The 13,132-nt window shown below is 64.8% G+C and carries 12 protein-coding genes and 1 riboswitch; all 12 genes read left to right on the top strand.

The annotated features are described in order from the left end of the window. Positions 1–181: 181 nt before the first annotated feature. Positions 182–2,182 (top strand): PTS system trehalose-specific EIIBC component, encoded by a 2,001-nt coding sequence (gene treP / locus BN3789_RS00385; protein WP_066828606.1) that lies wholly within the window; start codon positions 182–184, stop codon positions 2,180–2,182. A gap of 124 nt (positions 2,183–2,306) precedes the next feature. Continuing rightward, positions 2,307–4,007 (top strand): alpha,alpha-phosphotrehalase, encoded by a 1,701-nt coding sequence (locus BN3789_RS00380; RefSeq protein ID WP_066828604.1) that lies wholly within the window; start codon positions 2,307–2,309, stop codon positions 4,005–4,007. 455 nt (positions 4,008–4,462) lie between these two features. Continuing rightward, complete coding sequence (locus tag BN3789_RS00375) at positions 4,463–4,774, top strand: DUF6110 family protein (protein ID WP_202615038.1); 312 nt, start codon at positions 4,463–4,465, stop codon at positions 4,772–4,774. An 86-nt stretch (positions 4,775–4,860) separates the two neighbouring features. Further along, the gene (locus BN3789_RS00370) at positions 4,861–6,996 is read left to right on the top strand and encodes a heavy metal translocating P-type ATPase (RefSeq protein ID WP_066828602.1); all 2,136 of its coding nucleotides are present in this window, start codon (positions 4,861–4,863) and stop codon (positions 6,994–6,996) included. Between the two features lie 68 nt (positions 6,997–7,064). Next, positions 7,065–7,190, top strand: a riboswitch (TPP riboswitch). Between the two features lie 51 nt (positions 7,191–7,241). Continuing rightward, the gene (locus BN3789_RS00365) at positions 7,242–7,550 is read left to right on the top strand and encodes a thiamine-binding protein (RefSeq protein WP_066828600.1); all 309 of its coding nucleotides are present in this window, start codon (positions 7,242–7,244) and stop codon (positions 7,548–7,550) included. Then, complete coding sequence (locus BN3789_RS00360; protein ID WP_079988981.1) at positions 7,534–8,343, top strand: ABC transporter permease; 810 nt, start codon at positions 7,534–7,536, stop codon at positions 8,341–8,343. Before BN3789_RS00365 ends, BN3789_RS00360 begins: the two co-directional genes overlap by 17 nt. A gap of 52 nt (positions 8,344–8,395) precedes the next feature. After that, positions 8,396–9,478: an ABC transporter substrate-binding protein gene (locus tag BN3789_RS00355; protein WP_079988980.1), complete on the top strand. Its 1,083-nt coding sequence runs from the start codon at positions 8,396–8,398 to the stop codon at positions 9,476–9,478. 58 nt (positions 9,479–9,536) lie between these two features. Then, complete coding sequence (locus BN3789_RS00350; RefSeq protein ID WP_066828596.1) at positions 9,537–10,289, top strand: ABC transporter ATP-binding protein; 753 nt, start codon at positions 9,537–9,539, stop codon at positions 10,287–10,289. Positions 10,290–10,651: 362 nt separating this feature from the next. Then, positions 10,652–10,972 carry a hypothetical protein gene (locus BN3789_RS00345; protein ID WP_147569457.1) on the top strand — a complete coding sequence of 107 codons (321 nt, stop codon included), beginning with the start codon at positions 10,652–10,654 and terminating at the stop codon, positions 10,970–10,972. A gap of 217 nt (positions 10,973–11,189) precedes the next feature. Continuing rightward, positions 11,190–11,618: a PTS sugar transporter subunit IIA gene (locus tag BN3789_RS00340; RefSeq protein ID WP_066828592.1), complete on the top strand. Its 429-nt coding sequence runs from the start codon at positions 11,190–11,192 to the stop codon at positions 11,616–11,618. Positions 11,619–11,639: 21 nt separating this feature from the next. Continuing rightward, entirely contained in the window at positions 11,640–12,101 is a 462-nt protein-coding gene (locus tag BN3789_RS00335; protein ID WP_066828590.1) for a PTS sugar transporter subunit IIB, read from the top strand. A gap of 150 nt (positions 12,102–12,251) precedes the next feature. Then, a complete protein-coding gene (locus BN3789_RS00330; RefSeq protein ID WP_187119090.1) occupies positions 12,252–13,112 on the top strand; it encodes a class II fructose-bisphosphate aldolase in 861 nt (286 codons plus the stop codon). Positions 13,113–13,132: the final 20 nt, after the last annotated feature.

Below are 13,132 nucleotides of genomic sequence, written 5' to 3'. Positions count from 1 at the left end.
AAGGCACCGAGGCGTCCAAAGCGGCCTAATCGGCCACATCTTCGCTGCTCAATGAACCGTTTGCGGGTAAAAACCGACCGTTTATGGCAAGCCAAACTTATTCAAATAAGTTTTGATCCGAGGGGCGTACACTTGCGTCAGCAACTTATTCAAATAAGTTATCTGCGAAAGGGGTTACCGCATGGCAAAGTACACAGAGGATGCCGCAAAGCTCCTCGACCTCGTGGGCGGGAAGGAGAACATCTCTGCCGTCACCCACTGCATGACGCGCATGCGCTTCGTGCTGGTCGACGAGGGCAAGGCGGACGTGGCGGCAATCGAGGAGCTGCCCGCCGCCAAGGGCACGTTCACGCAGGCCGGACAGTTCCAGGTCATCATCGGCAACGACGTGGCAGACTTCTATCAGGAGTTCACGAAGGTCTCCGGCATCGAGGGCGTGTCGAAGGAGGCCGCCAAGGCCGCGGCGGGAGCGAACCAGAATCCGCTTCAGCGCGCCATGGGCGTGCTCGGAGAGATCTTCGCCCCGCTCATCCCCGCGCTCATCTGTGGCGGTCTGATTCTGGGCTTCCGCAACATCATCGGCGAGGTCAACTTCTTCAACGACGCCGGCGCCTTCGATCTGGAGCACGGCACGAAGTCCATCGCCGACATGTGGGTCTTCTGGAACGGCATGTACAGCTTCCTGTGGGTCATCGGCGAGGCCGTGTTCCACATGCTGCCGGTCGGTATCTGCTGGTCGGTCACGCGCAAGATGGGCACCACGCCCATTCTGGGCATCATCTTGGGCCTGACGCTCGTCTCGCCGCAGCTGCTGAACGGCTTCTCGGTGGCGGGCGCGTCGGCGGAGGATATCGCCGCCCACACCTATGACTTCGGGTTCTATTCCTTTGTGGGCACCGGCTACCAGGGCCAGGTCATCGCCTCGCTCATGGCCGCCTTCGTGCTGGTGGGGCTCGAGAAGTTCTTCACCAAGGTCACGCCCGACGTGGTGCGCATGATCGTGGTTCCCTTCATGTCGCTCGTGCCTGCGGTGTTCATCGCCCATCTGGTCGTGGGCCCCATCGGCTGGGCTATCGGCGATGCCATCGCCAACGCCGTGAGCTGGGGTCTCGCCTCCGACGTGCGCGTGCTGTTCGCTGCCCTGTTCGGCCTGCTCTACGCTCCGCTCGTTATGACGGGCCTGCACCACATGACCAACGCCATCGACTCCCAGATGGTGAGCATCTACGAGTACACCACGCTGTGGCCCATGATCGCGCTGTCCAACATCGCCCAGGGTTCCGCCGTGCTCGCCATGATCGTGCTCCAGAAGCGCAACGAGCGCGCCCAGCAGGTGAACATCCCCGCGTGCATCTCCTGCTACCTGGGCGTCACCGAGCCCGCGCTGTTCGGCGTGAACCTCAAGTACAAGTTCCCGCTCGTCTGCGGAATGATCGGTTCGGCCTGCGCCGCCATGGTCTGCACGGGCTTCGGAGTGAAGGCCCTCTCCATCGGCGTGGGCGGTCTTCCGGGCATCCTGTCCATCATGTTCAACTACTGGGGCATCTTCGCGCTGTGCATGCTTATCGCCATCGTGGTGCCCTTCGTGCTCACCCTGATCGTGGGCAAGCGCCAGCTGTCCGGCGCCGACCGCGGCATCGCCAAGATCGAGGCCGCCGCCGAGTCCGCAACCGACGCCGAGCCCGCTTCCGCTTCGGCCCCTGCAGCCAGCGCTGAGCCTTGCGAGCAGGCCCTGCTCGCCCCGCTTGCCGGCCGCGTCATGCCCATCACCGAGATGCCCGACCCGATGTTCGCCAGCAAGGTCATGGGCGACGGCGTGTGCATCGAGCCCTCCGGCGACACCGTGGTGGCTCCCGCCGACTGCACCGTGACCGTGACCATGCCCGCATCCAACCACGCCGTGGGCCTCACGCTGGACAACGGCGTCGAGCTGCTCATCCACGTGGGCATCGACACCGTGGACATGGGCGGCGACGGCTTCGCGTGCTTTGTGAACCAGGGCGACAAGGTCAAGGCCGGCACCAAGCTGCTCACGTTCGACACCGAAAAGATCGCCGCGGCGGGCCACCCGGCGACCACGGCCTTCATCGTGGCCTCCACGGCCGACGCGACCGATTTCGAGTTCGCGAGCGGCATGGACGCTGCGGAGGGACAGACTCCTGTCATCACGTATCGCGGCTGATTGCAGCGCATGCTTCGGGTCCACCGGGCGATTGCTCGGCGGACCCGGAGGTCACAAGGGGCGCCGAGTGGTGCTGCGGCACATTCGGCAAGACCATCGAAACCATCGGAAAGGGGCTTGCAGCATGGCTGCAATCGAGAAGGATTTCAAGCGAAGCGTCGTCTACCAGATCTATATCAAGAGCTTCTGCGACAGCGACGGCGACGGCATCGGCGACCTGCCGGGCATCACCTCCAAGCTCGACTACCTGGCGCATCTGGGCGTCGACTACCTGTGGATTACGCCGTTCTTCCCGTCACCCCAGGCTGACGGCGGCTACGACATCTCGGACTACTGCGCAATCGATCCGGTGTACGGCACGATGGACGACTTCGACGAGCTCGTGCGCGAGGCGCATGCGCGCGACCTCGGCGTCATGCTCGACATGGTGCTCTGCCACACCTCGAGCAAGCACGCCTGGTTCCAGCGCGCGCTCGCGGGCGATGAGCGCTACCGGCGCTACTACATCCTGCGCGACGGGCGCGGCAGCACCGGCGCGGGAGATCCGGGCGAGCCACCGACCAACTGGCAGTGCGCTTTCGGCGGCAGCGCATGGGAGTGGGAGCCGCGCCTGGGGAAGTGGTACCTGCATATGCACGACGTGAGCCAGCCGGACCTCGACTGGACGAACCCCGAGGTGCGCGCCGCATGCGCCGACGTGGTGCGCTTCTGGCGCGAGCGCGGGGTGGACGGGTTCCGCTTCGACGTGGTGAGCCTCATCTCCAAGCCCGAGGTCTTTGAGGACACGCCGGACGGTTCGTGCCGCAGCCTCGTGGCCGACGGCCCGCACGTCCACGAGTACCTGCGTGAACTCGTGGCCGCGTCCGGTATCGACGGCATGCTCACGGTGGGCGAGATGGCCGCGACCACGCTCGAGAACTGTATCCTCTACACCACGCCCGAGCGCCACGAGCTCACCCAGACGTTCAGCTTCCATCATCTGAAGGTGGACTACGCCGACGGCGACAAGTGGAAGCTCATGGAGCCCGACATCGCGCGGCTGCGCGAGATCCTGCGCTCGTGGCAGGAGGGCATGCAGGCGGGCGGCGGCTGGAACGCGCTGTTCTGGGACAACCACGACCAGCCGCGCGCGATCACGCGCTTCGGTGGCCGCGAGGGTGCCGGCGAGCGCGGCGGCAGCTGGGAGCGCGTCGGCCGCATGCTCGCGACCTGCTCGTTCACCCTGCAGGGGACGCCCTATATCTTCCAGGGCGACGAGCTGGGCATGACCAACGCGGGGTATCCTTCGATCGACTGCTTCGCGGACGTGGAGAGCACGAACAACTACCGCATCCTGATGGAGGGCGGCGCCACGGCCGAGGAGGCGTTGCACGTCGTGAACGAGCGCTCGCGCGACAACGGCCGCACGCCCATGCAGTGGACCTCGGGGCCGCACGCGGGCTTCACGACGGGAACCCCCTGGCTCGCGGTGCCGGAAAACCACGTGTTCGTCAACGCCGAGGCCGAGGTCGGCGTCGCCGGCTCCCTGTTCGAGTTCTACCGCGAGCTCGTGCGGCTGCGCCACGAGCTGCCCGTGCTTGCCGAGGGCGCCGTTCGCTTCCTGGATGCCGGCACCCAGGCGCCCAAGGTCATCGCCTTCGAGCGCACGCTTGGCGACGCGCGCCTGGTGACGGTGTGCTCGTTCGATTCCGAGCCGTCGCGCGCGACGGGACTTGATGTCGACGGTGCGCGGTACCTGCTCGGCAGCTACGACGATGCGCCCGTGCCGGGTGCCGACGGCGCGCTCGAGCTGCGCCCCTACGAGGCGGCCGTGTTCCTGTCATAGAAGCGGTCTTTTAGCGGTTTTTCAGGGACAGTCCCCCGAATTTCACTGAGTGAAATTCGGGGGACTGTCCCTGAAAAACCAGGGCGCCGTGACCGAGAACGGGCTGGTCATCACCTCCGGCCAGCTGCCGATCAACCCGTTGGCGTGCGCTGCCTTTTCAGGAGGGGCTCCGGCCTTCCCTATATGTGCTTCTTGCCCGTGTAGACGCACATGAGCGCGCACACGATCATCGCGTACGCCCAAAACCGATGCTGTTTCATGGCGATCCTTTCGTGCGGGTTTCCCTTCAAAAGGATTGTAGGCAGCCTGGGCCCTCCCCTCAGATTCTCAATAGTTTCACAAGGGAAACTATGTCTATCGTGTTGTGGCAAAAAGTTTCCTTTGGCATACCGTGCACGCGAACTATGTTGAAAAAACGACTATCGGCATCATTCGCGACACGGAAGGGTCATCTCATGTCTATCTTCAGCATTTCCAAAACGCATGCGGCACTCGTCGGCATCGGCGCTCTGCTGGGCGCCGTGGGCATCAAGGCCGTCACGAGTGACGCCGCCAAGCGCCTCGCCGTTCAGGGCGTCGCCGCGGGCATGCGCGTCAAGGCGGGCTACGAGGACATCGTCGAGCAGGCCAAGGCCGAGGTCGATGACATCGTGGCGGAGGCCGAGTACCTCAACTCCGAGATGGCTGCGGACGATGCCTGCTGCTGCGGGTGCTACGCCGACGAGCAGGCCGTGGCGGATAAGCCCGTCGAGCAGAAGGCCGAGTAGCGCCTCGAATCCGGACAGCTGGAAGGCGGCTGCGGAGGGACCCGTCCCCACCGCAGCCGCCGTTCATGAAGGGGAGACGTGCAATCATGCAGATAACGATCGAGCATGAAGTTCCCGGGCGCATGCGCGTGAAGCTTGCCGGAAGGGTGCCCGACGCGGATCTGGACGCGCTGAGGCGCGTGCTGCTCTCCGCTCCCGCTATCGCCGCGGTGTCGATCTACCCGCGCATCGGGTCGGTGGCCGTGCGCTATGCCGCTGGCGAGCGCGAGGGAGCCCTGGCGGCGCTGCGCGCGGTCGATGCCGAGGCGATCGACGCGGCGCGGGGGTCGTGCGAGATCGCGCTGGCACCGAAAACCCACGGCCTGCTGATGGACGTGGCGACGCTCGTGGGCGGCCATGTCGCCCGACGCTGGTTCCTCCCCGCGCCGGTGCGCGCCCTGTGCACCCTGTGGGGCTTTCGGGGGTTTGCCCGCGCCGCGGCGCGCTCGCTGGCCCGTGCGCGCCTGGACGTGCCGGTGCTCGACGCGGCCGCCATCGGCATCTCGCTTCTGCAACGCGATTTCAAGACGGCCGCCAGCACCATGCTGCTGCTCAACTTGGGCGAGCTGCTCGAGGACTACACGCGCGCCACGTCGCAAAACCAGCTGATCTACACGTTGCTCGACGTGCCCGATTACGCGCAGCTCGTGCCCTGCGGAGATCCGGCCCTGCGCGGAGCGGAGGAGCGCCGCGTCCCTGCGGACTCGCTTGTCGCCGGCGATCTCATCGTCGTGCGCACCGGCATGCCCGTTCCGGTCGACGGCACGGTCGAGCAGGGGACCGCCATGGTGAACCAGTCGTCGCTGACCGGCGAGCCGCTCGCGGTGGAGCGCACCGTGGGCGACGACGTGTTCGCCGGCACCGCCGTGGAGGACGGCGAGGCGTACGTGCGCGTCAAGGCCGGTGCGAGCGACACCAAGCTGCGCTCGATCGTGAACCTGGTCGAGCAGGCGGAGGCCTACAAGGCGGAGGGCCTGGCGCGCCGCGAGCGGCTCGCCGATCGAATCGTGCCGTGGAACTTCCTGCTTGCGGGCATCGTCGCCCTGACGACGCGCAACCTCACCCGCACGAGCGCGGCGCTCATGGTCGACTACTCGTGCGCCTTGAAGCTCACCGGCGCCATCGCGGTCCTTTCGGCCATGAGCCAGGCGGCGCGCGAGGGCTTCACGGTCAAGGGCTCCAGGCACTTCGAGGCCATGGCGGAGGCGGACACCATCGTGTTCGACAAGACCGGCACGCTGACCGAGGCGGCGCCCCGGGTGTGCGCCGTCATTCCGCTTGACGGATGGACGAGGACGCAGGTGCTCCGCTTCGCGGCGTGCCTGGAGGAGCACTTTCCGCATCCGGTGGCGCGCGCCGTGGTACGCGCCGCGGCGGCGGAGGGGCTTGAGCATCGCGAGCGCCATGCGGCGGTCGAGTACCTGGTCGCGCACGGCATCGCGAGCTCGCTCGACGGCAAGCGCGCGGTGATCGGCTCGGAGCATTTCGTGGTGGAGGACGAGGGCGTCCGCATCCCCGACGAGGCGCGCGGGAAGATCGCCGCCGAGCTCGGCGGCCTGTCCGTGCTCTATCTCGCGGTCGACGGCGAGCTCAAGGGCGTCGTGGGCATCCAGGATCCGTGCAAGCCCGGCACGGCGCGCGCGATACGCGAGCTGCGCGAGCTCGGCTTCACGCGCATCGTGATGCTCACCGGCGACAACGCCCGCGCCGCGTCGCGCATCGCCGCGGAGGCGGGTATCGACGAGTGGCGAAGCGACCTGCTGCCGGAAGACAAGCACGGCATCGTCGAGCAGCTGCGCCTGGAGGGTCGCCGCGTGGTGATGGTGGGCGACGGCGTGAACGACTCGCCGGCGCTCTCCGCTGCCCATGTCGGCGTCGCCATGGGGTCGGGGACCGCGATCGCCAAAGAGGTCGCCGATATCACGCTCACCGATGGCGACCTGGATGCGCTCGTGCGCCTGCGCAGGCTCTCCATGGGCCTCGCGGCTCGCATGGACGCGTCGTTCGCCGAGGTCATCGGTTTGAATTCGCTGCTTTTGGCGGGCGGCGTCACGGGGATCGTCACCCCGCAGGCGAGCTCGCTGGTGCACAACGGCAGCACGGTGCTGCTCGCGGCGCGCAATGCGCGCGCGTACGGCGCGGAGCCCGGCCGTCGCGCGCTGCCGTCGGCCGCATCTCGATAGCGTATGGAGTCCCGCGCCGTCCGATGTCGCAAGAACGCGCGAGCGGTTGCGCGAGTTGGGATATACTGGACACGCAAGAGGGGAGCTGGCGGATGCCGGCTGAGAGGAAGCTCGATGGGCAGCATCGCCCGCACCGCTTCGACCCTGAACCTGATCCGGGTAATGCCGGCGTAGGGACCAACGCTTTGATACAAAAGCCCCTACGATGTTCGAGGGGCTTTTTCCATGCCCCGGAAGGGAAGACCATGGAGGCAAGCGTAGCGATTCAGGTGCTGCCGCAGAACACGGAGAGCGACGAGGAGACCTGCCGCATCGTCGACGAGGCCATCGCCTACATCATGTCCAAGTTCCCCGATGCGTACGTCGGTCCGTTCGAGACCGCGATCGAGGGCGATTACGACCTGTGCATGGAGGTGCTCGCCGAGGTGAACCGTATCGTCATCAAGGCCGGCGCCGACAAGGTGGCCACCTATGCCAAGATCTTCTATGCGCCCGAGCGCGGCCTGCTGACGACGGAGCAGAAGGTCGGAAAGTACCATGAGTCCGAAGCGTAAGGGCTCGGGTGCGCCGGCGCTTGCGCGCACGGCGGGGGTGAGCCCGCTTGTCGGCAAGCTGGCCGCCCCGGTGACCGTGCTGGCCCTGGTCGCCATCTGGCAGCTCGTGTGCTCGGTGGGGCTCGTCCCGTCGTTTCTGCTGCCGAGCCCCGTGGCGGTCATCCAGGCGCTCGTCGGCGACTGGCAGCTGCTGGCCGGCCATGCCGTGACGTCGCTCGCCGAGGCGGCGGCGGGGCTCGCCTGCGGCATCGCGCTCGGTTTCGCCGCGGCGGTCCTCATGGACCGCTTCGAGCTCGTCTACCGTGCGTTCTATCCGCTCGTCGTGCTCACGCAGACCATCCCGACGGTCGCCATCGCGCCGCTGCTTGTGCTGTGGTTCGGCTACGGCATGCTGCCCAAGGTCGTGCTTATCGTCATCACGACCTTTTTCCCGATCACGGTGGGGCTGCTCGACGGGTTCCGCTCCGTCGACCCCGACGTCATCGACCTCATGCGGTCCATGGGCGCGAGCCGCGCGCAGATCATGCGCCACGCGAAGCTGCCCGCGTCGCTCGGGCACCTATTCTCGGGCCTGAAGATCTCCGCGACCTACGCCATCGTGGGCGCGGTCATCGCCGAGTGGCTCGGCGGCTTCTCGGGCCTGGGCGTCTACATGACCCGCGTGCGCAGCGCTTACGCGTTCGACAAGATGTTCGCCGTGATCATCCTCATCTCCGCCCTGTCGCTGGTGCTCATGTGGGCGGTCGGCGCGCTGCGCCGCAAGCTCATGCCCTGGGAGCGCTCCGAGGGGTAGGAAAAGGTGCCGACAAGGCGCATCGATCAGATTTCGCATATTGGAGAGTCATATGTCTCGCATCTCAACCATCGATCAGCTTTTTGCCCACCGTCCGGTTTCCCGCCGCGGGCTTGTGCGGTGCGGCCTTGCGGGCGCCGGCGTCCTCGGTGCCTCTGCGCTCGCCGGATGCTCCGACGGCACCTCGTCGAGCACCGCATCTTCCGGCGGCTCCGCGGCAACAGGCGCCTCTGAGCTCAAAAAGATCACGTTCGCGCTCGACTGGACGCCCAACACCAACCACACGGGCGTGTACGTCGCCGCGGCCCGCGGGTACTACGAGGAGGCCGGTCTCGAGGTCGAGATCGTGCAGGCGCCCGAAAACGGCGCCGACGCCCTGGTCGCCACCGGCGAGGCCCAGTTCGGCGTGAGCTTCCAGGACACCATGGCGAGCTACGTCTCGAGCGAGGACAGCCGTCTTCCCGTGAGCGCCATCGCCGCCATCATCCAGCACAACACCTCGGGCATCATTAGCCGCGCCGAGAAGGGCATCACGCATCCCGCGGCTATGATGGACCACACGTACGCCACCTGGGAGGGTCCCATCGAGCAGGGCGTGATCAAGCATTGCGTCGAGGCCGACGGGGGAGACTTCAGCCGCGTGCAGATGATCCCCTCCACGGTGACCGACGAGGTGACCGCTCTGCAGACCGACCAGGTGGACACCATCTGGATCTACTGGGCGTGGGCCGGCGTGAAGTGCCAGCTTGCGGGCCTCGACACGAATTACTTCGCGTTCGCCGACATCGACTCGGTCTTCGACTTCTACACACCGGTGATCATCGCCAACGACGACCTGATCGCCGACGACCCCGACACCGTGCAGGCGTTTCTGGATGCGACGCGCCGCGGCTACGAGGACTGCATCGCGGACCCGGACGCAGCCGCCGACGTGCTGCTCGAGGCGTCGCCGGAGCTCGATGAGGAGCTCGTGCGCGCGAGCCAGGAGTACCTGGCCGACCAGTACCAGGCCGACGCCGACGCGTGGGGCGTGATCGACCAGGGCCGCTGGGACGCGTTCTTCGGCTGGGTTGGCGATCAGGGCTTTGCGCCTGAGATCGAGCCCGGTGCCGGTCTTGACCTGCAGTTTATCTAACAGAAGCTTAGGGCACGGGGCAGCGGCGGCGGCTCGCTGCTCCCAGGGGGAGGCAAACGTGGCACAGCTTGAAGTCGGGCACGTGTGCGTGGCGTTCGATGGGGTCCAGGTACTCGACGACATCAGCCTGACGGTACCTGCCGGGCATATCGCCTGCCTGCTCGGCCCCTCGGGCTGCGGCAAGACGACCCTGTTCCATGTGGTCGCCGGGCTCTCACTGCCCGATTCCGGCAGCGTCGAGCTCGACGGGCGCGACATCACGGGCGCGCCGGGGCAGCTGGCGTACATGCTGCAGAAGGACTTGCTGCTGCCCGAGAAGACGATCGTCGACAACGTGTCCCTGCCGCTCGTGTTGCGCGGGGTGCCCCGTGCCCAGGCACGGGAGCAGGCGCTCGCGCTGTTCGACACGTTCGGGCTCGCGGGCACGACCGACCGCTGGCCCTCGGAGCTTTCCGGCGGCATGCGGCAGCGCGCCGCCCTGCTTCGCAGCTATCTGTTCAGCCAGGATTTCATGCTGCTCGACGAGCCCTTCTCCGCGCTCGACGCGTTCACCAAGGCCGACATGCACGCATGGTTTCTTGACGTCGCCGAGCGCTTCGGCACGACGGCGCTCGTCGTGACCCATGACGTCGACGAGGCGCTTGAGCTCGCCGACGAGATCTTCGTCATGCGCGGCGCTCCCCAGGCGGGGCGCCCGACGCGCATCGTGGGCACCGAGCGCATACCGTGCCCGCGCGCAGAGCGCGCCTCCTTCGCCCTGACCGAGGAGTTCCTGGAGCACAAGCGCCAGGTGCTGGCCCTCCTCGGCTAGGGAGACACTGGTTGATGGTCTTTGCGGCGGTCGGGTCCGCGGCGGGTGCACGGGTCCCCGGGGCGTGCGAGGGGTCGCTGTATCCGCCCGCGTGTGAAACCGCACCTTGGTAAAACCTTTTACCAAGGTGCGCTGGCCCTTCGTTTTGAATTTGGTATCAAGTCTTGGGCAATAAGGGCCGCATAGGGGCGGATCGAGGGCCCCTTCCGGGATTTTCGGGATCGGACGAACAAAGAAACCGCAGGTCACAGGCTTGTTAGACATGGCCGTTTTCCACTTATACTTCCCGATTTGATAACAAATTCATTTTGAAGAAATATTAACCCCCTCTTTCCTGGGGTTTCGAGGTGCAGTTCGCGGAGATGACGGGGGACCTGGGGGTGCGCATGGTGCTCGCCTCGACCCCGCAGGCGAAGGGGCGCGTGGAGCGGGCCCACCGGACGATCAAGCTCAGGCTGCCCACCGACTGCCTGAGGTTCGGCATATCCGACTACGACCGGCTGAACGAGCGGTTCAACGGCTACTACGCCCCCTACATCAACGCGAAGTTCGCGTTCGCGCCGAGGGGCCCCGCCGACCGGTTCGGCCCCGCCCCGTCCGAGGCCGAGCTCGCGAGGGCGTTCCGGAGGCGGGAGACCAGGCGGGCCTCCGGAGGGGTGACATTTTCGCCCAACGAGGGGTGACATTTTCGCGCAACGACGACATGTGCCTTTTCGTTCCGTCCGCATGCTGGGATTTTGCCGTTCACTCGCGAAATACGACCATTGGCAGTTATCACAGACATATATAACGTACCAGATGTATATTACCTATTGACGACCAAGAAAGGCGGACGCGTGCCTCGTCGGCTGGTTGGCATCGTGGAATCAAAAGGCAACGCATGAAGGGAGGTGCAGAGGAATGGATAAGCGAATTATTGTTGCGACGCACGGCGGGTTCTCCGAAGGTATCTTGTCCTCGCTGCATATGGTTGCTGGCGATATCGGTCCTATCGAGTGCATCACGGCGTACGTTGACAAGGACGTTGATTACCAGGTTGAGTTCAGACGCATCGTATCCGAGCATGATTACTCCAAAGCCGAGCTGTTTGTGCTCACCGATGTTCTTGGAGGCTCGGTCAATAACGAGTTTATGCAGCTGCTCGCCGAGTATCCGTTTCACTTGATAACGGGTATCAACTTTGCATTGCTTCTCGAGATGAGCATGTGTCCAGTTGAAGAGCTGGTCGAATCTCTTCCCAGGATTGTGTCTGCGGCTCGTGAGCACATCGTGCTATGTGATACGTTGCTAGACAGAGGCGACGAAGAGGACGAGGGCAACAGCTTCTAGAACGTAGGGAGAGGGAGCGACATGATTAAGCTATTCCGTATCGACCACAGGCTTCTGCACGGCCAGGTCGCGTTCTCGTGGACGCGGAGCATCGGCGCCGATTGCATTTTGGTTGCTGATGACGAGGCGGCTACAGATAAGCTCAAGATGTCGACGTTGCGGCTCGCCAAGCCGCAGGGCATCAAGCTCGTGATCAAGAGCATCGAGGACAGCATCAAGGCGATCAAGAGCGGTGTTACGGACAAGTACAACCTGTTCATCGTGACCGGCAGCGTGGCGGATGCGAAGAAGATCTGCGATGCGATCCCTGAGATCAATAGCGTCAATCTGGGCGGCATCAAGAACCGTCCGGGTACGCGTCAGGTCGATCAAGCGATCTTCCTGCTCCCCGAGGAGGAAGAGATACTGCACGAGCTCGCCGATCGCGGTATTGAGCTGGGGATCCAGCAGGTGCCCACAGAGAAAAAGACCATCTACAAGTAAGTAGATATGCAACAACGGCGTCCGCGAGCGGCTCGCGGACTCTTGAAGGCAAACCGCGTGTGAAAACAAAAGCGCGTGGCGATGGGTAGTTCTATCTCTTTTCCCTTCAAGAAGCCGATGAAATGCTTTCAGAGAAAGGGAGGCAAAGCAATGTTGGAACCGATGCATGTGCTCTTGCAGGAGGCTAAGAAGGGCCATTACGGCATTCCGGCTCCGAACGTATTCAGCCGGTTCACCATGGAGGCGTGCCTGCAGGCGGCCGACGAGATGAACGCCCCGGTTATTCTCGGCTGCCCGGGTGTTTTCGGTATCGAGGAGATGGGTGAGCTTGCTCGCTTTTACGAGCGCCGCTATCCGAGCGTGCCCTTTGCGCTCAATCTGGATCACGGCGGTCCGTTCGAGCATCTGATTCGTGCCATCCGCGCTGGCTTCAGCTCCGTGATGGTCGACCGTTCCACACTGCCGTATGAGCAAAACGTGGCCGAGTCGAAGGAGATCGTGAAGATCGCCCATGCGGTGGGCGTTTCGGTCGAGGCCGAGCTGGGTCACGTCGGTCAGGGCAACGAGTACGAGGAGACGCGCGACGCCGGTCTGACGCATCCCGACGAGGCTGCGTCGTTCGTGGAGGAGACGGGTGTCGACTGTCTGGCGGTGGCCGTGGGTACCTCCCACGGTGCCTATAAGGGCACGCCTCATCTTGAGTACGAGCTGTTGCAGACCATCGCTTCGAGTGTGGACGTCCCGCTCGTGCTCCACGGCGGGTCCGGTACGGGTGACGATCTGATTGCGCACGCCATCGAGTGCGGCATCCAGAAGGTCAATCTTTGGACCGACCTTTCCCAGGCTTCGAACCTGGCCATCAAGGATGCCATGGACGCCGACTATGCGCCCGATGTCGATCCGGACAAGAAGAAGATCAACGCGTGCCAGTATAACGAGATCGGCGCCGAAGCTTACAAGAAGGCCCTCATGCACTACATGGAGGTCTTTGGCTGCGTGAACAAGGCTTAGCAGCCCCTATTGGTTGAGGG

It is taken from the genome of Collinsella ihumii (assembly GCF_900046475.1).
Classification (GTDB): domain Bacteria; phylum Actinomycetota; class Coriobacteriia; order Coriobacteriales; family Coriobacteriaceae; genus Collinsella; species Collinsella ihumii.
The sequence above is the reverse complement of the archived record's forward strand: the minus strand, read 5'-3'. Positions and strand labels throughout refer to the sequence as shown.